This is a genomic window from Paenibacillus alkaliterrae, from assembly GCF_021532375.1.
GTDB classification, from domain to species: domain Bacteria; phylum Bacillota; class Bacilli; order Paenibacillales; family Paenibacillaceae; genus Pristimantibacillus; species Pristimantibacillus alkaliterrae.
In genome coordinates this window covers 83,770-104,922 of the sequence record NZ_JAKGAP010000016.1, presented here as the reverse complement: position 1 = coordinate 104,922, position 21,153 = coordinate 83,770, and the positions used below count along the sequence as shown (strand labels likewise).

Here is a 21,153-nt window from a genome sequence, read left to right as displayed (position 1 = left end):
ATCAGGTGGAGAACAATCTAGCGATTTGAACTGAATACGATTCCCTTGTCCAAGTTTTATAGATTTACACAACCCATGCTAAACTGCGAATAGCCTGAAAAATCAAAAGAAAGACGCCCAAACTTCGGGCGTCTAGATTATCGAATAAGTCTGAAGGATTTCAGTGATTTGTATATAGCTTCGTACAGGTTTTTAGGACTGTGTCTAATCTTTGTTTACCAAGAGGGAGTACCCGTAACTGCAGACGAGGGCTGTACGCGAGGTCTCTTTTCGATGACGAGGATGCTATCGTAGTAGCTCATCGACCAAGCCGATTCAGTAAATTTATCCACCGTCAGTCGCGAATCCCTTGAATGCCAAGCGTTCAGCTTGTCGATCAAGCGTTTGGAATATTCCATGAAGCTGTCTGAGTGTTCGAACCCGCCGCCGTACTCTGACCAATAGCTTGTATGCATGTCTTCGACAACATAAACACCATGTGGTGAGAGTACCGGGAACATTTCTTCGAAAGTAATGCGTTGCTGATCCATACTATGTCCTCCGTCGTCGATAATGATATCAAAGACGGGCAGGGAAGGTTTGATATTCGTCCAATAATCCCGATTTCCCTGGTCTCCAATGAGAATTTGAATACGTTCTTCCTCGAGTAATTTGACTTTGGGGTCAATGTCAACGCCGTATATCGTCGCACGGTCTCCGAGATAATGTTTCCACATTTGAAGCGATCCGCCTTGAAACACTCCGATTTCCATAAGATTGACTTGCTTCCCAACGAACCGATCAAAATGACGCTCATAAATATAGAAGTAGTGCAACCATTTATGCATTAACCGATTGTTATTTGCAAAAAAATAATCATGGAGGTTACGCATTTTTCATACCCACTTTCCGTTCATCTACTGATGACATTCCGTCATTTACCAATATTTTATGTGCATCTTGAGCAATTTGTTTGGGTTATCCATAGCAATTGGTTACCAATCTATATAGGTATGATAGAGGTAAATCCTACCTATGGAGGTGTTATTCTGGAGAGATAAATAGACAGAGCTAATGAAACCATAAGAGCCTGCGGGCTCTTTTCTTTTCCCATGCCTGTTTTTCCATACGCCAGCATAAGCCCTGTCCCTATTAACGGATTCACATACAATAGAAAGAGCTGGTAATTCGACATGGAACAGGAGTTGAGAACAAGTTGAGTAAACAGCGTAAGCCTAGTAGCCAGCGAAACGTTTCCAGCGTCCAGGATCACAACCGCTCGAAGACTCCCAGGGTTTCCGTAATTATTCCTGTATATAACGAAGTCCGAACGCTGGCGGGGGTGATTCGGCAAGCGTACCGGGTTCACCGGCATACGGAAGTGATTGTGGTCGCCAACGGCACAACGGACGGCAGCAAAGAAGCGGCTGCCCGTTTAGGTGCGCGTGTCATCACGTTCAATCATCCGCTGGGGCATGATGTGGGAAGAAGCATAGGAGCGATGGAAGCGAAAGGCGACATTATATTGTTCCTGGATGGCGACTTCATCATTCCTGTGAGAGAGTTCATCCCGCTTGTCAAAGCGGTTGAGAAGGGTGTGGATGTGGCGCTGAACAGCTATAACGGTATAACCTCTGTATCCAATGTGCACCGTGTTGTATTGGCTAAGCATGCGCTGAATGCCATTTTATCCCGAATGGATTTGAACGGAGCGTCAATGACAACGATTCCGCACGCGATTAGCCGTAAAGCGCTTGACATCATTGGGGCGGAGAATTTGGCTGTTCCTCCATTAGCTCAAGCGATAGCCGCGCAACGAGGACTTCTCATAAAAGCAACTCGCCTCATACAAGTCGGTCTCAGAAATAGAAGCCGCGTTAGAAGAAGGGAGAAGGGATTGGATCCCGTCGGCGATTTAATCATAGGCGATCATCTGGAAGCCATTCATTGGCTTACCGATTTTTCCGGCGTGCGGGGAAATTTGCCTGACCTGCTCAGGATCAGAGAGATGATGAGGTGATCAAGCTTGAAGAAAAAGACTAAAAGAGGCCGAAGGAAGCTTCGAGCAGCACCTTTAAAGAAGAAAAAACGGCTGATTAAACCTCTAAAACGACGCAGAACCATACGTAGAAAGCCTGCAGGCATACCGGCTGGAGGCCGGCTGCTTATGCCAACGAACCGATCTGTAGCCGCCATTGTCAGTGTGATGAATGAAGAAGCAACGATCGTAAGCGTACTGGAGCAGCTGCAACGACTTCCCTTGAATGAAATAATTGTTGTCGTGAACGGTTCAAGAGATAGAACGCTGGAAAAAGCAAGGCAGCATTCCCAAGCAATGATTGTTTATTATCCGGATCCGCTGGGACACGATGTAGGAAGAGCGATTGGAGCGAAGCTGTCCCATTCGGATATATTACTCTTCTTGGATGGGGATTTCGCCGTTCGCGCCGAAGATCTGGTTCCCTTTATCCATGCTGTCGATCAAGGAACGGACATCGCCTTGAACAATATTACTCCGTACTTACCAAGCTTCTCGCACTGGGATTCGGTTACGATTATGAAGCGTTTTCTTAACCTTTCGTTAAACAGATCGGATCTTCATGCCAATTCGATGACGGCAGTCCCTCATGCCATGTCTAGAGCGGTCGTGGAGCAAATCGGGTATTCAGAGCTGATGGTTCCGCCAAAAGCGCAGGTTCGTGCGATAATGGCGGGTTTACGGATCGCAGCGCCTGCGAGTGTGAACGTCGTATCCAAAAACAAAATGCGTAAAAATAATAGAGGAATGGATAATCCGGTAGCTCGGATGATTGTCGGAGATCATGTCGAAGCTGTCGAGCTGGCAATGCAGCATACAGGCAACCGTCTTAATTTCCCTGATAAGGTTCGAAAAAGGCAGTACACAAGGAGGGAAGCCGCATGCAGATGACCAGCATCATTATCCCCAATTATAACGGACTCACCTTATTGAGAGACTGTATTGCCTCGATCCGTGCGCATACATCGGTTCCGTATGAAATTATAGTTGTTGATAATGGCTCGAAGGATGGATCCGTACAATATTGTGCCAGAGAAAGAGTGAAGATGGTATCGCTGCCGTTTAACTGGGGATTTCCCGCTGCCTGTAATTTGGGTCTGAACATAGCTGTCGGAGACCATTTGATGCTGCTTAACAACGATACAATGGCAGCTCGAAACTGGCTCGACAATTTACTGAGAAGCTTGTACAGCAGTGAAGATATCGGCATAGTCGGACCCGTTACCAATTATGCAAGCGGGAAGCAGCAGATTCAGGAGCCGTTTACGACCATTCATGATATGGCAGCTAAATATAACAATCCTGATTCAAATAAGTGGCAGGAAACAGAACGATTAGTAGGTATTTGTATGCTATTTAAAAGAGAGCTGATGGACAAAATCGGATTGATGGATGAAAGATTTACACCCGGACATTTCGAAGATGACGATTATTGCTATCGTGCCCGGCTTGCGGGTTACCGTTTGTTGATTGCGGGTGACGCATTCATCTTCCACCATGGCAGTGTCAGTTTTAACAAGGATGGACAGGAGGCAGTAAAAGGGCTTCTTCAACAAAATCATCGGAAGTTTATGGATAAATGGGGCGTGGACCCCCACATCTTTATATGAAAGAGTAAAAGAAGGGATTGTGAAACTGTCATGATAGAAGGCGTAATACAGAAGAAGCTAGTCAAGCATTGTGATGACCGGGGGTATTTTATGGAGATATTGAGGGAAGACGATGCTATATTCGGCAGCTTCGGTCAAGCGTCCATGTCCATGTCTTATCCGGGTGTGATCAAGGCTTTTCACTACCATCACCGGCAGGATGATATTTGGTATTTTCCATGGGGCAGCGCACAGGTGGTTTTGCATGATATGAGACCTGATTCTACTACGTTTGCTCAAACGGATGTTTACTATATGGGGGAAGAGAATCCATTCTTACTATTTATCCCAAGGGGAGTGGCGCATGGTTATCGCGTTCTTGGACATAAGCCTGCGTACATTGTCTATTTCACCAATGAAGCTTATGATCCGGCGCATCCTGACGAATATAGAATGGCTTATGACGATCCGGCAATTGGTTTTAATTGGAATACAAAGAATCGGTAGGTGATGAATAAAAGCCGAAATACTCATTTTATGTACCGCGGAGCGCTTTTTGCTCATGCGGTTTTTTTGTGCTGTGAGCGTGCAGAAGATATTTTGTCTGCTCCAGAGTAGCCAGCCTATAGGTAAGTGCATATATTGCCTATGACATTTCAGGTGGGAGAAGGAGAAGACAATGGCAAAAAGCAGAAGAGGAAAGAGCCCGAAGGGGCGGAAGCCGCTTTTTTATGTTGATAATCCAAATACTTCCGAGTTAAAGTGGCTGGATGATGTGAGCAAAAGGAAAGCAACTATAAAAAGTGCTTTAGCCGAACGAACGATAACACCAATGCATCAAAACCAATCCACTGATACTGGGAATGCGGCTAGAGCTTCTATGGAGGCGGGAACTGTCAGCGGCGAAGAAAATTTGATTGCAGATGATCTGACAGATTTGCTTGATTTTGATGAATTAAAAGAGCTTGAGGAGCCTGAAGAGATTGTTGAAGCAGCAGCAGTACCAACCTTGGAAGAGAAGCTGGAAAAGGTTGAGGAAAAGAAAAGCCTGGATGCGCCAGTTCCCTTTATTTATACGGACGATTTGGTTGACTTAGCGGTTACCGCTGACAAAATTGCTCCCGGTGCCATCGACAGCAGTAAGCTCGGACCGGAAAGCGTTCAATCAGGTGCCATTGCCGATTATGCTGTTGAGAGCATTCATATTGCGGATGGCGCCATTTACTCTACAAAAATTGCACATCAGACGATTACCGGTGACCATTTGATGAACAACGCGATATCCGGAGATAAAATTTTGGATCACTCCATCTATGGAAGCAAGCTGCAGGATGGAAGCATTACGTCGGAGAAGCTCGCTGACCGTACGATTAGCTCGCACAAAATAGCGGACGGCTCAATTGACGCCAAGCATTTGAAGCCATTTATTATTACTGCGGAATTGTTGGCCGAACAATCGATAACATCGGACAAAATAAAAAGCGGAACGATCCGCCCGGAAAATTTAGCTAATGACGCCATCAACAATTCAAAGCTCGCAGACGGCGCGGTTACTCATTCCAAGCTGCGCGATGGAGCCGTTACAGGCGACAAGATTGCTAAGGAAGCGATAGATGCCGTTCATTTGAAGCCGGGCTTACTGCTTGCCGAGCATGTTGCTCCAGGTATCATTCAGGGAAAGCATATGGCCCCAGGCGGAATCGCGGCCGAGCACTTGGCGGAAGGGGCAGTAGGAACAAGGGAGCTGAAAACGGGCGCAGTCGAATCGGAAAAATTAGCGGTAAGCTCGGTGTCTTCATCCCACCTGAAGGAAGAAGCCGTTCAAAGCGCGCATGTGGGAAAAGGACAAATCAACAGCGCTCATCTCGCTGATCAGTCGGTAACGTCGGCTAAGTTATCCGATCACTCGGTTTCCACGATTAAAATTGTCGACCATTCCATTACATTATCGAAGCTTTCCGATCAAAGCGTGAATGCGCAGAAGCTGTCCAACGATGCGGTGCTAAACCGTCATCTTAGCCGTTTCAGTGTTACTTCGGACAAAATCGCTGAAGCGCAAGTACTCCAATCTCATTTGGCAGCGGACTCGGTATCAACGAAGCAGCTGGCGAAGAACGCTATTGAGAGCAAGCATTTGCAAGACGGAATCATTAATGAATATAAGCTTGCGCCGAATGCGGTTCGCGAGGAGCATATTGGTCTTAGGGCAGTAGGGATGGCGCAGCTAGCCGACGAGTCAGTCTCAAGCAGCAAGCTGATTGAAGGCGCTGTGACAGGATTAAATCTGGCAAATGGAGCAGTGGAGTCAAGGCATTTGCAGGATGATATCGTATCATCTCAGAAAATAGCCCCTAATTCTCTGCGAGCGTACCATTTTTCGCAGGGTTCGGTTACAGAAGAGAGCATATCCCCGAAGGCGGTTAACGGAGATCACTTGCAGGACGATACGATCAAGAGCGCGCATCTTGTGAATGATGCCGTCAATACGGAAAATCTGCAGGATGGAGCGGTAACGAGCAATAAGCTGGCATATGGCGCCGTGACGGAGCGGTATATCGGACCGGGAGTCGTCTTCTCGTATCATTTGGCGGACTATGCCGTAAACTCGCTCAAGCTGTCTCCGGAATCCGTAACTACCGACAAGTTGTCCGATGTAAGTGTTACAGCTTCGAAGCTTGCGGATGGCAGCGTCATAAGTGAAAAAATCGCGTCGAATGCGGTTCAATCCGATCATTTTTCCGATGGCTCCGTAACGTCCCGACATATCGTGAATGGCGCGATTCAATCTTTGCATTTGCAGGATCGCATCATTGGAGCAAATCACTTGATGCCGAAATCGATTGGGGCAGATGCGCTGCAGGATGAATTGATTAAGGGGGAAAAGCTGGCGGCAGGCTCAGTCCAATCCAAACAAATCGCGGAGGAGGCTGTACAAAGCCGTCATTTAGCGGGTGGTTCTGTGCTTGGTATCCACTTGGGCGAGAATAGCGTACACGGTACTCATTTAGTGGATGATTCCATTACTGCGGAGAAGCTGTCTGTGGACAGCGTAGGTGAAAAACAGCTGCAGAACGGTAGTGTCGGGGCTGCTGCACTGCAGCAAGGTGCTGTAGGCTCGGAGCATATAGCAGCGGGTGCGATTACATCCGATAAAATCTCGAAGCTGTCAATCAGTTCGAAGCAGCTGATGCCAAATGCCGTGCAAGCTGTAAATCTGCAGGCGGGGAGTGTCGGTGAATCAGCGCTGCAAGACGGAACGGTAACCGGGGCGAAGCTTGTTCACGGGGCGGTAACAGGCGAGCATGTTCAGTTGGAGTCGTTAGCCGGCAAACATTTTAAGGCTGATACGATTCAAGGATATCACATTCGCAAGGGTACGATTACATTAGGACATCTAGCAGGCGAAGTGCTTGCGTTCGAAAAAATAGCGGATGAGAGTATTCCCGGCAGCAAGATAAGACAGGGATCGGTTAGCCGAAAGCAGCTGGCTTACGAAAGTATAGGAAACGATCAGTTGGAGGCAGGAGCTGTCACACGCGAGAAATTGGCGTCAAAATCGGTTAGCAGTGAGCAAATCGAAACCGCTGCAATCCGAACGGAGCATCTGGCGGAGGGGAGTATATCGAGCGAGAAGCTTGCACTTGGAAGCGTTGGAACAGAGCGGCTGTCGGCAGGCAGTGTAACGAAGGAAAAGCTGGCGCTGGGAAGCGTGGGCACAGAGCAGTTGTCGGCAGGCAGCGTAACGACGGAGAAGCTGGCTCGTGAAAGCGTAGGATCGGAGCAACTGGAAGCCGGCAGCGTCACGATGGAAAAGCTGGCGCTCAGAAGCGTAGGCGAAGAGCAGCTGTCGGCGGGCAGTGTCACGACGGAGAAGCTGGCGCTTGGAAGCGTGGAATCGGCGCAGTTGGCACCGGGCAGTGTAACGAGGAAGAAGCTCGCCCCCGAATGTGTAAACGAGGAGCAACTGGCTGCAGCCAGCGTAACGACGGAGAAGCTGGCGCTTGGAAGCGTAGGTGAAAAACATCTGTCGGCAGGCAGCGTAACGAAGGAAAAGCTTGTGTTCGGAAGCGTTGGAGCAGAACAACTGGATTTTGGCAGCGTAGGTACGGATCAGTTGATGGCGGGCAGTGTCACGACGGAAAAGCTGGCGCTGGGAAGCGTCGGATCGAAGCAACTGACTGCCCAGAGCGTAACGTCTGATAAGCTGTCGTTCGGCAGCGTCGGAACGAAGCAACTGTCGGCAGGAAGCGTAACTGCGGAGAAGCTGGCACTGGGCAGCATAGGAGAAAAACAGCTGTCGGCAGGCAGTGTGACAACGGAGAAGCTGGCGCTTGGAAGCGTAGGGGAAGAACAACTGTCGGCAGGCAGTGTGACGACGGAGAAGCTGGCACTTGGGAGCGTAGGAACGGAGCAACTGACGGATGGCAGCATAACGAAGGAGAAGCTGGCGTTCGGAATCTTAGGCTACGAGCAACTAGACGCAGGGAGCGTAACGAAGGAGAAGCTGGCGCTTGGAAGCGTAGGAACGGAGCAACTGTCGGATGGCAGCGTAACGTCTGAGAAGCTGGTGCAAGGAAGTGTAGGCACAGAACATCTAGCAGCTGGAAGTGTTTCTGCTGATAAGTTGGCACCCGGTGTGTTACCCGAATACAAGCTTGGTTTAGCAACCATACAAGCCGAGCATATCGCAGACCAGTCCATTTCAAGCAATCATATTCGAGAGAAGTCTATTGAGATATCTGCATTGAACTTTACTCCAGTTATCTCAAGTTCGGCAAGCGGAGTCGTTTTGCAACAGTTCGGGCTTTCTCCTTACAGCTTCGCAATTCAAGCCGAGCAGGTCGAGCTAATCATTACATTCGATGAAACGTTTACAGATAACCGTTATGTTTTAACCGTCACAACTGACAATCCCGCCTGCTATGCAGCCGTCCAATGGAAAGCAGTCGATAAAGCAGCCATCATCATAATTCGCACGCGATTCAGTCAAGAGCCCAAGGGCAGCATTAACTGGATTGCAATCGGTAAATCATAAGACGTAAGATAAGGATTTTGAACGCGAGCAGACTGCGTCAAAATCCTTTTTTTGTTGGGTTATTAATCATTCTTCTGCGCGACTGAAAGTGGCTAGGGAGGGCGAAGTTACTGGATAAATCCAACATAGCGAGCTGAAAAGTGGCTAGGGAGGTCGAAGTTATTGGATTAATCCTACATAGCGAGCTGAAAGTGGCTAGGAAGGGTGAAGTTACTGGAGCAATTCCAGTAACTTGCAGTGAGTTTGGTCTTATCGGCTAGTTAGCTTTAATTCCAAAGCTGTACGCCCGCCGTTGCGGGTGTCACATCCCTACATACAATATCGTATGATACCGACCAACCATATGAGGGATTGGAGAGACTATCTATGAGACGAAAAAAAAGGCCGGTCCGACGTCTCAATAGCAATGCCGGCTTGCGTGATACGGTGAAAAAACGATTGGATAGATACAAAGCTGGCGCACAGCAGGGCTATCAACAAGGCTTGAAGGCAGGCTTTTCGAGCTATGATGATATTTTTGAAGGTACAAGTATTATTATTCCCGCTCACAATGAGGTCGAATCGGTTAAGAGATGCATTGAGGGCATCATGGATCTTACCGAACTGCCCTATGAAATTATCGTGATTGACAATGGCTCTTCGGACGGCATCGAGCATTACTTAAAGCAATTAGACGGACAAGTGAGATATCGTATATTAGCAGAAAATATCGGTTTTACCGGGGCGGCGAATAGAGGCTTCATGATGGCCAAAGGGACGACGATTTTGCTGCTCAGTAACCGGATTTGCCCTGCCGAAGACTGGTTGGCTAATATGCTGATTTGTTTAAATAGCGATGAAGGGATCGGAATAGTCGGTCCAACGTATAATGAGAGCTATGAATCGTGCTGGCACCCTGCAGAGAAGTTGTCCGCCAAATGCTTGCTGTTTCGCAGAGAGCTGCTCGAAAAGGTTGGTTACTTGGATGAAGGCTTTCAGGATGCATCATTTGGAGAGGAGGATTTTTGCCTTAGGGTAAGACTGCAAGGCTACTCTCTCATTTGTGCGAAAGATGTGTATGTCCATCTGGAATCGAAGGAAGAGGAGAATGAAAGAAGCCCGCTCGCGGAAGCGGATTCTATTGATTCTAAACACGAGCATTCGAATAAATGGAGTGCGCTCAGTCTCAAGTTCCTCGCTCGTATAGCAGGCTCATCCGTTCCTCCATCCTCGATGCTGGCGTCGGAGTACGATGTCAGAAGAAAACTAGGCGAGGCATATTTCTATCCACAGCAAATAGCGGTCAAAGGCTTGAGGGAAACGATTTACTGGATCGAGAAAGGCAGTAGAAGACCGATAGAGGGAGAATGGAGGCAGCCAATCATTCAACTCTCTCAAATCGATTTATGGCGCTGGCCAATTGGAATGCCTATCCAAACCGAAGCGACAGCCCGGCAAGGAAAGATCTATGAAAAAATGGATGGCAGCTTCTACTGTATTGAGAATGGCGTAAAAAGATTAATTGTTAATCGTTACGCTGCAGAAGCATGGTCTTTGTTTGCTCGTGAGCATGCAGAAATAACAGAGGATGAGCTGGATGCGATTCCTGAAGGTGCGCCCATTATCTCCCCGATCTTACTAAGGCAGTCATTATGAACACTCCCGCCACTTACCTACACTGACGCTTCGGATGAAGTGGGTGAACATTTTGCGTAGCAGAGCTAAGACTGTAATCGAGTATCACCTCTTTAGGCATTGCATATGATGTAGAAGCAGAAAGAATGGGAGGCACCCATGGAAAAAATGGTGACGGAAATGCTGGATCATATGTCCCAATCGACTTACCAGCTTGCCCGGGTTTTGGATGCTGAACGTCATGTGACGGTTCGGCTGTCTCAAATCGTACAGGCGCTTCCAGATGAGAATCCTCATTTTGGAGGTACGGCAGGTATCATTGAAAATACGCAGGGCATAGCGCAAAATATTGTCGCTTACTTAAATAGCTTTGCCGACTTTCAGGAAACGATCGCCGAGCAATTAACATTTGTCATTCGCGAGCTTAAGGAAGCGGACGCGGAGGAATAACGACTGCAAGAGGAGGCTGTGGCGGAAATGAATCGCGAACAAGCGTATTTACGCATGCTTAGCTCCACGGCTAACATGCAATGGAACATAGCGGTCATGCTGGAAGCAAAGGCTTCAGAAGCCGAGAAAATGAGAAGTTGGTTTTGCAACCATTTGCATAGTCATAGCTTCAGCTCCCAGCAGACACAGTTAGGTCAGTCCTTGCAAATGCATGACCAGGTCATCGAAGTCATCGATGGCATTACCAAGTTGAATCAAGGTATGGTATCTATCATTAAAGCCGTATTACCGCAGAACGAGGATGACGAAGAGAGCTTCGGCAACTCGGGAGATTCTTTCGGTAAAGGCTTTACCTTCGGAGATAAAAAATAATGCAGACCGATATGATGGAACGTGAAGCAAGAGCAGCCATCTTGTTCTCGCTCGCGAAAAGTCAGCAGGCTCTCGCCCGAATATTAGACAGCATGGCCGATGTCGTCGATAGCTCGCCTGAGTCTGCTAAGCTGCTGCGTGATAATGTGCGATCGTTGACAGATTTGCAGGAAACGATTGCGGAGACAGTAACGGGGCTAGCCTGGCGCAGGCGAGTCAAAAGGCGGGGCACACCGGCGGAGCCGTGGCTGCAAGCCTCAGTTGCGCTTATACGTTGTAAGGGGGACGATGATGCGAGATTAATCAGGGGGCGATAAGGTTGCCGAAGAGCAAACGTAAATCAGCATCCAACGGAAGTAATACCGCAGCAGTGCCTCGTAAACGGATAAATCGGAACAAGAGGATGCTCCAGCGGCGCAACCCCGCAAACAGAAAGAGATTAACGCAGAAAGAAAATGAGCAAGCCGGATTTGGTCAAACGTTCAATGACGGCTACAATACAGGCTTCGCCAAAGGCTTTGAAGACGGCCATCAGGCCGCATATGAGCAGCGGCCTTAGGTTTTTTTGTATATCCTAAAGCGACCAGCGAAGTATAACTCCTGCTTGCGTTAACCCTCCTCCGAAGCCGTAAAGCAGCATGAGCTGCCCTGGTTGTATTCTGCTTGTTTTGACAGCCTCATCTATAGCGAGCGGAATTGAAGCAGCGGATGTATTGCCGAATGCTTGAATACTGGTCAGCGTTTGATCAAACAAGAAACCGGTTCGCTCACAAAGCGCTTCAATGATCCGCATATTTGCGCTATGCGGTATGAACCAATCGACATCGGATACCGTCCGCTTGCTTCGCTCCAGCAACTGACCGATCCCTTTGGAGACATAGGCCTTGTGAGCCGTCGGTATTCGAATATATAGATAGTATGTCACCGTGACCGTCTTCTGATGCTTCGACTAAGAATGCGCCTGCGTCGTCTCCAAAAAGAATGCAGGTCGTACGATCGGTGTAGTCTTCGTCTCGACCATCTTCTCGAGGCCGGCATTCGTTAAAATTCGTTCGGGAACGTATGTGCCAATTGCTGTTATGACGGCATTCGAGTGGATGGCAGAATGTAAGGTTTCAGTAGTTGCTACTAATTTAATCGATCCATTCATTTTTGTCAATGCTAAGATGAATAGGACGAGCGGTAATGGCGAACGCTAAGATCGGGGCCTGAAGCCTGATCAAACCGAAATGGAGGATGGCTAATGCGCAAACAAATCCTGGCTTTGTCTGCGGGTGTTCTGCTTAGTACGATGCTGGCAGGCTGTATGGAAAATCAGGGGGATTTAGGCAATAAAAACATCCGCTCGAACAGTATTAGATACGATGCTAATGGCAATCTGTTAATGGACAAGCGCTTTGCGGATGATCAAATGAATGAAAAGAATCGTGTAAATGGCCGCAGGCTAAACAGCAATAATGTCATAGGCTCTCATAAAAATTACCGGATGGAGATGAGCGGGCAAATAGCAGAGGCCATTACGAAGCTGGATCCTGTCCATTCATCATACGTCATGCTGACCGATCATAATGCGTACGTTGCGGTTTCGTTGGACGAGAACGGGCTTGAAGGCGATTCGAAGCTGATGAGCCGTACAAACACGGGGTATATGGGCGAAGAGGGCGTAGAATTGAAAAGGAAAATGAGCAGCTTATCCACTGGACATCATATGCTTACCGATCAGATTAAGAATGAAATTGCGAATGAGGTCAAACGATTAAGACCGAACGTTGAACACGTATATGTATCGGCGAATCCCGACTTTGTCGGTCGAATGAATGCCTATATGAATGATGTGAAGCTTGGACATCCAATTCAGGGTTTCATCGCTGAATTTAATGCGATGGCGGAACGGATATTTCCGGCGAAATCCGGCGACAATAAGGCAAAGAGCACTAGCATCAAGGATAAACGAATGATTTATGACTAAAACGGGCGCAATAAAAAGACCTTGAATACAACGGCTTTGGGAATGTTATTCCCTTGGCCGTTTTTCTTATTTTCCAAAACTATTATACTTAACCTATTATGGCTTCAATATAAAATTTAGACGAACACTAGGGTTTCCTATCATTCTACCTAAACATAAAATATGGAATTAGAGGAGATGGTCAAACAACAGTGAATGACAATCGACTATAAAGAAATAGAGCGGGAGGTTTAGCATGATCATTGGAACGATTGCAAGCGGCGGATATTTGCCTAGAGCGATGGCCATGGCAAGATCAGTCAAAGAACATATGCCTAAAACTAGAGTTGTTGTTGGTATAATAGAAGATAAGATGCCTGGCGAAGCGCTTCATTGTCCTTTTTTCGATGAGGTCATTCTAATGAAGGAAATATGCGGATCCAATAATCCGAACAAGTTTTTTTTTCAGTATACGGTTTTGGAAGCGGCACGAGCTTGCAAGGCAATAGTGATGAGCTATATATATAGTAAATATGTTGATGAGAATATTTTGGTATATTTGGACGCAGAAATGAAAGTGCTGACGCCATTTGATGAGCTTCCTGCCATTGCAGCGATGCATCCTATTCTGGTTACAGGAAATCTAGTGAAACCGGAATCGATTGATTTGGTATGGTCGTCTGAACATCCAGATGAAGGTTTGTGCAATTCATCCTTTCTTTCTTTAAAAAGGCATCCGGAAGCGGCAAAATTTTTGTTGTGGTGGAGCAAGCTTAGCGAGCATCACGGATATTATGACCATGAGCAAAACAAATATGCGGATCAAATATGGTTGGAAAGATCCCATTACTTCTTCGATGACGTTTATACGTTACGCCATGTCGGCTATAACGTTAATGCCTGTAATATAATGGAACGGTGGAATATCGTTCAAGCTGAACGGGGAACGTATTCTATTGACCATCAACCGCTTCGATGTCTCCATTTTACGAGCGATTTATTACAGGCATCCTCTTGGTTGGAAACAAGCAAAAGTGAACTTTATAACGACCTGTTTTTCCGATATTCCAAAGAATTGCAAGAACTCGGGCAGGATTCAATCGGAACCATGCCATGGAGCTATGATTTTTTCTATAACGGAGAACGAATCAGCGATAGAACGAAAAAGATTTTCCGCGAAAATTATTATGATAATCCTGAGATAGAGAACCCATTTTTATTATCTAATTCATACTTTAATACGAGCAGTGTACTAGACTCTTTCGAATTGAATTCAGGTCCCCATCAGCCGCGTAACACGAGAAAGCATAAAACACGGCTTAATCCGCTCAAAAGAAGAAAGTCCAGACTCGTTAAAATGAGGTCTAAACGTCAAAAAAATACCCGTCGGACCCGATAAATGGCAGCTCCGCCAAATAGCAAACGAACAGATGCGATTCTTATTAATTTTTTATCAAACTGTCCAAACTATTAAAAATAATACTCATATACTATCACAGCTAACTAATTCTATTAGAGAGAAGGCGTGATCATAGAATATGGGCGATGTACGAAATAAAGATACGAATGGTTTGAAACGTACTGTAGCTATTGTAGGGCTTGGCTATGTGGGCCTTCCATTAGCTTTGCTGTTTGTACAGAAAGGCTTTCACGTGAAGGGAATTGATTTGGATCGTAGTAAAATCGAGATGCTTACCAATGGACTTAGCTATTTTACCGATATTGCAAACAAGGATATTCAAGCTGCAATTGCTTCACAGCGGCTCATTCCTTCGGATCAATACAGTTTGATCAGTGCTGCAGAAGCAATCATCCTATGCGTTCCTACGCCGCTAACTTCGCACGGAACGCCAGATTTAAGCTGCTTGACTGAAGCAGCTGCGGAAATTAGCTATCGTTTGAGGAAGGGGCAGCTCATTATATTGGAAAGCTCGACTTATCCGGGAACGACTAGAGAGGTTTTGCTTCCTCATTTATGTAAATCTGGATTGAAGGTTGGGAAGGACTTCTTTGCGGCTTACTCGCCGGAGCGGGTGGATCCGGGTAATAAGGAGTACCAGATGGAGAACATACCGAAAGTAGTCAGCGGAGTTACGCAAGTCTGCTTGAACAGAGTAGAGGAATTATACAGGCATCTGTTTGTTAATGTCCATTCGGTTTCCTCCACTGACTCAGCTGAAATGACGAAGCTGCTGGAAAACTCCTATCGATTGATCAACATATCGTTTATCAACGAATTGGCTATGATTTGTGATGCTTTAGGTTTAAACGTATGGGAAATTATTGAGGCGGCCAATTCGAAGCCTTTTGGATTTAAAGCCTTTTATCCAGGTCCGGGGATCGGGGGACATTGCATTCCAGTAGATCCATCTTATTTGGTATGGAAAATTAATCAGTACGGAATGAATTCTGATTTTATTCAGATCTCCAAAGCGGTTAATCATAAGATGCCGATGTATATTATTAAGCAGCTTAAGCGGCATTTATCTCCCCTTACACTGGCGAATGCGAAAGTTTTAGTGTACGGGGCTGCTTACAAGCCGGATATAGCGGATTACAGGGAATCTGCCTCGATTGAGCTCATTCATTTGCTGCAGCTCGAAGGGGCTGACGCAGCCTATCATGATCCTTACGTTCCTTCCATACATGCAGGGGGGCATAAGCTGGAAAGCATACCGCTGACGGAAGAAACCGTTAAGAAAATGGATTGCATCATCATTGCAACCGATCACTCCAGTTTGCCTTTGCCGCTTCTATTGGAGCACGCATCTTTCATTTATGACACACGCAATGTGACTTATGGTGCAACAAGTAAAGCCAAAGTACTAAGACTTGGCGGTGGTGAAGCTTGAAAAAAGCCGGGACAGCCTCGGAGCTGACAGATCGGAATGAATCTAAAGGGGTAACGATTATAACGTCAACTAATAGACCGGAGTGTATCCGGAATTTATTTGAAAATTTTAAGAGGCAGAAGTGGGAGGTGAAAGAGCTCATCGTCATATTAAATAACGACCGAATGAGCATCGGGCGCTATAAACGGCAATCCAAGAACCTCGGTCATGTGTCGATCTATCAGCTTTCCGAAAAATGGCCGCTCGGAAAATGCCTGAATTACGGGATTGGCAAGGCTCGACATGAGATCATTGCTAAATTCGATGACGATGATTACTATTCGCCTCTTTATTTGTCGGAAGCGATGAAAAAATTTGACCGAACCGATGCCGATATTATAGGGAAGCATAAGTTTTATATGTATTTCAAGCAATCGGCAAAGTTGATGTTGGCCAAAATGCCGAGTAAAAACCGGGTGGCCGGAGCTACGATTATGTTCAAAAAAAAAATGTACCCGGGCGTTTCTTTTTCTGATTTGCGTAAAGGGTCGGACATGCGCTTTCTGAAGGACAGTCTCAAAAAGGGGTATAGGATGGAGTCAACCGGTCCTCATCACTTTGCAGTCATAAGACGTGCCAATCAAAGGACGCATACGTGGAAAGTTAGCGATAGGACAATTCGATTATTAAGGGCAAAAACGATAACGAGGACTAAGCGGTTTCAAGAAATGGTTAATAGATGAGACACGCAAATATAAAGATGGCAAGCAATTGAACATGCGCCGATCAGGTGTCTTTTTTTTGTTAATTACATTGACCATCTAATTGATATCTAATAGAGTTAGGTTGTAACTTAATGTAAGAAATCGTATTAATCACGATATGAGGTGGAACCGGAACGATGATGAACATATTACTTAGCGGGCCAGGCACCGGTGCCGCTGAGCCTGCTGCCTCCGGCGAATCCGTTCTCACGCTCTTATTGATCGCGATACTGTTCAGCCTGTTTTTTGCTCTTATCTATAACAAGCTGCTTCGTGCCCGCAGCGGGCTGGATGAGAAGCTGCACCTGCAACAGCTGTGGATGGCCATAGCCTTTATAGGAACGCTTGCCCTTCGCATAGGAATAGCCGTAACGAGCCCGGGCTATGCGAATGATATCTCTTTATTCATGGCTTGGGCGGATCATGCGGTAAAGCAAGGTTTTTCCGGTTTTTACAATTCAGGTATGTTCGTGGATTATCCGTCTGGCTATATTTATGTCCTTTATGTCTTAGGCTCGCTGAAAAGCATGCTTGACCTTGATTCCGCTTCAAATGCCGCAAGGCTGTTATTTAAAATGCCGGCGATATTAGCCGATCTGGCGGCCGCTTATTTTGTTTTTCGAATGGCTAAAAGAAAGACAAGCTACCCGTTTTCGATTGGACTTTCTTTGCTTTACTTGTTCAATCCGGCCGTTATCGTCGACTCTGCCGCTTGGGGGCAGGCAGATTCTCTCTTTTCTCTCGCGCTGGTGTTGGCTATCCATGGCCTTTCGGAAAATAAAATCGAGCGGGCATCCATTTGGTATGCCATCGCAGCTTTAATTAAACCGCAGGCTTTTATTTTTATGCCGTTGCTGCTGCTGTGGTTTATTTACCGACGCGCTTGGAAGTCAGTACCGGTCAGCGTCTTTTACGGCTTAACGACGTTCATTCTGTTGGCTTTGCCTTTCTTCTGGGGCAATGGCGGACTGCCTGCGTTATTTAATCTGTACAAGGGGACGCTGTCTTCTTATCCGAATGCAACGTTAAATGCTTTCAACCTTTACGCGTTAAGCGGTGCGAATTGGAAGCCGCTTCCGGATACTTGGCTGCTGCTTTCGTTCCAGACATGGGGAGCGGTGTTTATTTTGGCGGCGGCAGCCTTTGCTGTGTTTTTCGCTCTGAAGAGGCGTAACGGTGAAGCGTCGAAGCGGTCCTACTTCCTAGCGATGATATTGATTGCTATCGTCTTTATAGGCGTGACGAAAATGCATGAGCGGTACATTTTCCCCATTCTGCTGCTCGGCTTGCTTGCTTTCATACAATCGCTCGACCGCAGAATGTTATTTGTTTATTTCGGCTATAGTCTCTCAAGCTATATCAATATCGCTTATGTGCTGGATTATAGTAAAGTAAGCACGAATGTGCCGTTTAACGGAATCGTATTATTATGCTCTATGGCCAATTGCGGATTGCTTCTTTACTTGCTGTATATCGGATATGATCACTATATACGCGGTCGTGCGATGCACATTGAACCGGTTCCCGAGCGGGATCAAGCCGAATCTGAGCTTGATGCATTAGTCGGATATAAGGACGGTCAGGCGGCGGAAGCGAAGCGGGAGAGCAGGAGGCTTGTACGCAAGGATTGGTTGTGGATGGGCGCCGTTACGCTCGTTTATTCGCTTGTTGCCTTGTATCAGTTGGGAGATATGAAGGGACCGCAAACCGTCTGGCAGCCCGGAGCAGCCTCGCAAAGCTTCTTCGTCGACCTCGGCGAGGTCAAGCAGCTTGACCGAATCATTAGCTTCGGAGGCGCAGGCACGGGCAAGTACAAATACGAATTTAGTCAAAATGGTACCGATTGGGACAATGTGATGGAGATTGACAGCAGTCATGTCGCCGTATTTGCGTGGAACATTCAGCCGGCTGCTTTGCAAGCGCGTTATGTGAAGCTGACGGCCGTGCAATCCGGCTTCTCCATGCACGAGCTGGCTATTTACGAGCAGGGCAACAAAATGCCGCTTCAAATCGTCGATATAGATGAAGAGTATGCGAAGGATTCCAAAAGAGGCAGCGTATCGCTGTTGTTTGACGAGCAGCAGCTCGCGCAGTATGAAGCCAGCTTCATGAACGGTTCCTATTTCGACGAGATTTATCATGCGCGGACGGCCTATGAGCATTTGGAGCATATCATCGCTTATGAGAACACGCATCCGCCGCTTGGCAAGCTCATAATAGCGCTTGGCATGAAGCTGTTCGGCTTGCATCCGTTCGGATGGCGCATCGCCGGCACGCTGTTCGGCATTGCGATGCTGCCCCTAATGTACGCATTCGCCCGAAAATTGTTTAAGAGCAGTCTGTACGGCGGTCTTGCAGCTACCTTATTCGCCGTTGATTTCATGCACTTTACGCAAACGAGAATTGCGACGATTGACGTGTATGGCGTATTTTTCATTATGCTTATGTTTTATTTCATGCATAACTATTATACGCTTAGCTTCTATCGGGTACGGCTTGGCGCCACGCTTATACCGTTATTTCTGGCCGGGCTGTTTTTCGGAATCGGCGTCGCCTCCAAGTGGATCGTGCTCTATGGGGGAGCGGGCCTCGCGGTCATGCTGGGCCTCTCGTTATTTGAGCGTTACAAGGAATATGCGGCCGCTAAGCGCGTGCTGCGGAGGGGCTTGAAGCGTGGGCAGGAATACGCGAAGGAGAAGCTTGAGCACATCGTTAAGGCGTTTCCGCGCAATACGATCATTACGCTGGCCGTTTGTCTGGCGTTCTATTTGGTCATCCCGCTCGGGATTTACGCCTTATCGTATATACCGGTATTAACGGTTATGAACGATGGATATACGTTCAAGAGCTTTATTGAATATCAGAAGCATATGTTCAGCTATCACAGCAATCTCGTTTCGACGCATCCGTTCTCATCCTCTTGGTGGGAGTGGCCGTTCATGAAGCGGCCCGTATGGTATTATTCGGGCGATCATATGCCGGCAGGGGTTAAGTCGACGATCGTTGCGATGGGAAATCCGGTCGTATGGTGGTCGGGAATTTTCGCAATGGCGGCTGCGATTTGGATGAGCGTCAAGCGCAAAGATAAAGCTATGTATACGGTATGGATTGCGTTCTTGGCTCAGTATGTGCCTTGGATGCTGGTGACGCGGCTAACGTTCCTTTATCACTATTTTGCGATGGTGCCGTTCATCATTCTTAGCCTGGTCTACACGTTCAAGCTGCTGGAAGAGAAGAGTCCGAGCTTTAAGCCGGTGCGGCATATCATTGTGGCTGCTGCTATTCTGCTGTTTATCCTATTCTATCCCGCTTTGTCCGGCATGACGGTTCAAAGCCGGTATATAGAGCATGTGCTGCGCTGGTTCCCGAGCTGGTTATTTTAAAAAAGGGAGTTATTTGAAATGAAGCAATCGACCGTGAAGTACAGCATTATCGTTCCCATGTACAATGAAGAAGAGGTTATCGAATATACATATGACCGTCTAAAGCGGGTAATGGATGGTATGGAGGAGCCGTATGAGCTGATTTTCGTAAACGATGGCAGTCATGACCGCACAGTTGAAATGATTTCGATGATTTGCGATTTTGATCCGAATGTCCGTCTCATTAACTTCTCCAGAAATTTCGGCCATCAGATCGCAATTTCCGCAGGCATGGATTACGCGCAGGGGGATGCGATCATCGTAATTGACGCCGATCTGCAGGACCCGCCCGAGGTTATCGTAGAGATGATCGCGAAGTGGAAGGAAGGTTTTGAGGTCGTATACGGCAAACGATTGAAGCGTAATGGAGAGTCAGCTTTCAAAAAGGCGACCGCGAAAATCTTTTATTGCACGCTGCGCAGCTTGACTAATGTCGATATTCCCGTCGATACGGGCGATTTTCGTTTAATCGATCGTAAAGTATGCGACGTGCTGCGGGGCTTGAAGGAGAAAAATCGCTTCGTTCGCGGCTTAGTAAGCTGGATCGGCTTTCGGCAAACGATGGTCGAGTACGAGCGCGAGGAACGCTTTGCCGGCGAAACCAAGTATCCATTGAAGAAGATGATCGCCTTCGCGGTTGACGGCATTACGTCCTTCTCCTACAAACCGCTTAAGATTGCGACCTATGTAGGCTTCACGTTGTCCATCTCCAGCTTTTTATATTTGCTCGTTGTCATTTTTCAAAAATTAGTGACGGGCAATACGGTGGCGGGCTGGGCTTCCATTGTGGCGGTTAATTTATTATTTAACGGTATCATCCTTATGCTGTTAGGCATTATCGGCGAATATATCGGACGAATTTATGATGAGTCCAAAAACAGGCCGCTGTACATCGTGCGCGAGGTGCAGGGCTATTCGGAGAAAGAAGGGCCGGATACTGCGGGAGAAAGTGACCCTGAGCGTGTGAAGGAATATGTCTGACTGGGAGGTTAGAGATTATACGGTAATCCTGCCCATCGTTTAATTATACACGCCAAGATCTGACATTATGCCGCCCATTTTCATCGTTTACAGCACCAATGGTATTGCCCCTTCATACTATAATTTGACT

Annotated in this window: 20 protein-coding genes; 16 read left to right on the top strand and 4 right to left on the bottom strand. The window is 47.1% G+C overall.

From position 1 onward, the window contains the following. Window positions 1–215: 215 nt before the first annotated feature. A complete protein-coding gene (locus tag L1N85_RS09030; RefSeq protein WP_235237221.1) occupies window positions 216–872 on the bottom strand; it encodes a class I SAM-dependent methyltransferase in 657 nt (218 codons plus the stop codon). Between the two features lie 323 nt (window positions 873–1,195). Between L1N85_RS09030 and L1N85_RS09025 the strand changes: the two genes are divergently transcribed. The 10 genes from L1N85_RS09025 to L1N85_RS08980 all read left to right on the top strand — a co-directional run bounded on the left by L1N85_RS09025 (window position 1,196) and on the right by L1N85_RS08980 (window position 11,636). Then, on the top strand, window positions 1,196–1,999 hold the full coding sequence (locus tag L1N85_RS09025; RefSeq protein ID WP_235237220.1) for a glycosyltransferase family 2 protein: 804 nt from the start codon (window positions 1,196–1,198) through the stop codon (window positions 1,997–1,999). A gap of 147 nt (window positions 2,000–2,146) precedes the next feature. Beyond that, window positions 2,147–2,908: a glycosyltransferase family 2 protein gene (locus L1N85_RS09020; protein ID WP_235237219.1), complete on the top strand. Its 762-nt coding sequence runs from the start codon at window positions 2,147–2,149 to the stop codon at window positions 2,906–2,908. Next, the gene (locus L1N85_RS09015; RefSeq protein ID WP_235237218.1) at window positions 2,899–3,627 is read left to right on the top strand and encodes a glycosyltransferase family 2 protein; all 729 of its coding nucleotides are present in this window, start codon (window positions 2,899–2,901) and stop codon (window positions 3,625–3,627) included. Before L1N85_RS09020 ends, L1N85_RS09015 begins: the two co-directional genes overlap by 10 nt. A 30-nt stretch (window positions 3,628–3,657) precedes the next feature. Further along, window positions 3,658–4,113 (top strand): dTDP-4-dehydrorhamnose 3,5-epimerase family protein, encoded by a 456-nt coding sequence (locus L1N85_RS09010; RefSeq protein WP_235237217.1) that lies wholly within the window; start codon window positions 3,658–3,660, stop codon window positions 4,111–4,113. A gap of 172 nt (window positions 4,114–4,285) precedes the next feature. Next, window positions 4,286–8,641, top strand: a complete 4,356-nt coding sequence (locus tag L1N85_RS09005) for a WIAG-tail domain (RefSeq protein ID WP_235237216.1) — start codon at window positions 4,286–4,288, stop codon at window positions 8,639–8,641. A gap of 366 nt (window positions 8,642–9,007) precedes the next feature. Next, window positions 9,008–10,276: a glycosyltransferase family 2 protein gene (locus L1N85_RS09000; RefSeq protein WP_235237215.1), complete on the top strand. Its 1,269-nt coding sequence runs from the start codon at window positions 9,008–9,010 to the stop codon at window positions 10,274–10,276. Window positions 10,277–10,414: 138 nt separating this feature from the next. Then, window positions 10,415–10,705 carry a nucleoside-diphosphate sugar epimerase gene (locus tag L1N85_RS08995; RefSeq protein WP_235237214.1) on the top strand — a complete coding sequence of 97 codons (291 nt, stop codon included), beginning with the start codon at window positions 10,415–10,417 and terminating at the stop codon, window positions 10,703–10,705. Window positions 10,706–10,732: 27 nt separating this feature from the next. After that, on the top strand, window positions 10,733–11,077 hold the full coding sequence (locus L1N85_RS08990) for a restriction endonuclease subunit S (RefSeq protein WP_235237213.1): 345 nt from the start codon (window positions 10,733–10,735) through the stop codon (window positions 11,075–11,077). Further along, window positions 11,077–11,394: a hypothetical protein gene (locus L1N85_RS08985; RefSeq protein WP_235237212.1), complete on the top strand. Its 318-nt coding sequence runs from the start codon at window positions 11,077–11,079 to the stop codon at window positions 11,392–11,394. The genes L1N85_RS08990 and L1N85_RS08985 overlap by 1 nt, the downstream gene beginning before the upstream one ends. A 2-nt stretch (window positions 11,395–11,396) precedes the next feature. Then, window positions 11,397–11,636 carry a hypothetical protein gene (locus tag L1N85_RS08980; RefSeq protein ID WP_235237211.1) on the top strand — a complete coding sequence of 80 codons (240 nt, stop codon included), beginning with the start codon at window positions 11,397–11,399 and terminating at the stop codon, window positions 11,634–11,636. Between the two features lie 15 nt (window positions 11,637–11,651). Here the strand turns inward: L1N85_RS08980 and L1N85_RS08975 are convergent, their stop codons facing one another. From L1N85_RS08975 to L1N85_RS08965, 3 genes are read right to left on the bottom strand one after another with little or no spacing between them, the layout of a single operon-like run. Then, window positions 11,652–11,870, bottom strand: coding sequence for a 3-oxoacyl-[acyl-carrier-protein] synthase III C-terminal domain-containing protein (locus tag L1N85_RS08975; protein ID WP_235237230.1), 219 nt, complete (start codon window positions 11,868–11,870; stop codon window positions 11,652–11,654). A 7-nt stretch (window positions 11,871–11,877) separates the two neighbouring features. Next, window positions 11,878–12,060: a hypothetical protein gene (locus tag L1N85_RS08970; RefSeq protein ID WP_235237229.1), complete on the bottom strand. Its 183-nt coding sequence runs from the start codon at window positions 12,058–12,060 to the stop codon at window positions 11,878–11,880. Next, window positions 12,027–12,227 carry a hypothetical protein gene (locus L1N85_RS08965; RefSeq protein ID WP_235237210.1) on the bottom strand — a complete coding sequence of 67 codons (201 nt, stop codon included), beginning with the start codon at window positions 12,225–12,227 and terminating at the stop codon, window positions 12,027–12,029. Before L1N85_RS08965 ends, L1N85_RS08970 begins: the two co-directional genes overlap by 34 nt. A 93-nt stretch (window positions 12,228–12,320) precedes the next feature. Here L1N85_RS08965 and L1N85_RS08960 point away from each other — a divergent pair, with 93 nt between their 5' ends. The 6 genes from L1N85_RS08960 (at window position 12,321) to L1N85_RS08935 (ending at window position 21,023) form a co-directional block, all read left to right on the top strand. Further along, window positions 12,321–13,046 (top strand): YhcN/YlaJ family sporulation lipoprotein, encoded by a 726-nt coding sequence (locus tag L1N85_RS08960; protein ID WP_235237209.1) that lies wholly within the window; start codon window positions 12,321–12,323, stop codon window positions 13,044–13,046. A gap of 235 nt (window positions 13,047–13,281) precedes the next feature. Beyond that, a complete protein-coding gene (locus L1N85_RS08955; RefSeq protein ID WP_235237208.1) occupies window positions 13,282–14,424 on the top strand; it encodes a hypothetical protein in 1,143 nt (380 codons plus the stop codon). A 139-nt stretch (window positions 14,425–14,563) separates the two neighbouring features. Beyond that, window positions 14,564–15,877, top strand: coding sequence for a nucleotide sugar dehydrogenase (locus L1N85_RS08950; protein WP_235237207.1), 1,314 nt, complete (start codon window positions 14,564–14,566; stop codon window positions 15,875–15,877). Then, window positions 15,874–16,599 carry a glycosyltransferase gene (locus L1N85_RS08945; RefSeq protein ID WP_235237206.1) on the top strand — a complete coding sequence of 242 codons (726 nt, stop codon included), beginning with the start codon at window positions 15,874–15,876 and terminating at the stop codon, window positions 16,597–16,599. The genes L1N85_RS08950 and L1N85_RS08945 overlap by 4 nt, the downstream gene beginning before the upstream one ends. A 158-nt stretch (window positions 16,600–16,757) precedes the next feature. Next, window positions 16,758–20,003, top strand: a complete 3,246-nt coding sequence (locus tag L1N85_RS08940; protein WP_235237205.1) for a phospholipid carrier-dependent glycosyltransferase — start codon at window positions 16,758–16,760, stop codon at window positions 20,001–20,003. An 18-nt stretch (window positions 20,004–20,021) separates the two neighbouring features. Then, window positions 20,022–21,023 carry a glycosyltransferase family 2 protein gene (locus tag L1N85_RS08935; protein WP_235237204.1) on the top strand — a complete coding sequence of 334 codons (1,002 nt, stop codon included), beginning with the start codon at window positions 20,022–20,024 and terminating at the stop codon, window positions 21,021–21,023. Window positions 21,024–21,153: the final 130 nt, after the last annotated feature.

What these genes read in the sequence shown, in the direction of transcription:
- L1N85_RS09030 (WP_235237221.1), bottom strand. Translation starts at nt 872, where the DNA reads ATGCGTAACCTCCATGATTATTTTTTTGCAAATAACAATCGGTTAATG.
- L1N85_RS09020 (WP_235237219.1), top strand. Translation starts at nt 2,147, where the DNA reads ATGCCAACGAACCGATCTGTAGCCGCCATTGTCAGTGTGATGAATGAA.
- L1N85_RS09015 (WP_235237218.1), top strand. Translation starts at nt 2,899, where the DNA reads ATGCAGATGACCAGCATCATTATCCCCAATTATAACGGACTCACCTTA.
- L1N85_RS09010 (WP_235237217.1), top strand. Translation starts at nt 3,658, where the DNA reads ATGATAGAAGGCGTAATACAGAAGAAGCTAGTCAAGCATTGTGATGAC.
- L1N85_RS09005 (WP_235237216.1), top strand. Translation starts at nt 4,286, where the DNA reads ATGGCAAAAAGCAGAAGAGGAAAGAGCCCGAAGGGGCGGAAGCCGCTT.
- L1N85_RS09000 (WP_235237215.1), top strand. Translation starts at nt 9,008, where the DNA reads ATGAGACGAAAAAAAAGGCCGGTCCGACGTCTCAATAGCAATGCCGGC.
- L1N85_RS08995 (WP_235237214.1), top strand. Translation starts at nt 10,415, where the DNA reads ATGGAAAAAATGGTGACGGAAATGCTGGATCATATGTCCCAATCGACT.
- L1N85_RS08990 (WP_235237213.1), top strand. Translation starts at nt 10,733, where the DNA reads ATGAATCGCGAACAAGCGTATTTACGCATGCTTAGCTCCACGGCTAAC.
- L1N85_RS08985 (WP_235237212.1), top strand. Translation starts at nt 11,077, where the DNA reads ATGCAGACCGATATGATGGAACGTGAAGCAAGAGCAGCCATCTTGTTC.
- L1N85_RS08975 (WP_235237230.1), bottom strand. Translation starts at nt 11,870, where the DNA reads ATGCGGATCATTGAAGCGCTTTGTGAGCGAACCGGTTTCTTGTTTGAT.
- L1N85_RS08965 (WP_235237210.1), bottom strand. Translation starts at nt 12,227, where the DNA reads ATGAATGGATCGATTAAATTAGTAGCAACTACTGAAACCTTACATTCT.
- L1N85_RS08960 (WP_235237209.1), top strand. Translation starts at nt 12,321, where the DNA reads ATGCGCAAACAAATCCTGGCTTTGTCTGCGGGTGTTCTGCTTAGTACG.
- L1N85_RS08955 (WP_235237208.1), top strand. Translation starts at nt 13,282, where the DNA reads ATGATCATTGGAACGATTGCAAGCGGCGGATATTTGCCTAGAGCGATG.
- L1N85_RS08950 (WP_235237207.1), top strand. Translation starts at nt 14,564, where the DNA reads ATGGGCGATGTACGAAATAAAGATACGAATGGTTTGAAACGTACTGTA.
- L1N85_RS08940 (WP_235237205.1), top strand. Translation starts at nt 16,758, where the DNA reads ATGATGAACATATTACTTAGCGGGCCAGGCACCGGTGCCGCTGAGCCT.
- L1N85_RS08935 (WP_235237204.1), top strand. Translation starts at nt 20,022, where the DNA reads ATGAAGCAATCGACCGTGAAGTACAGCATTATCGTTCCCATGTACAAT.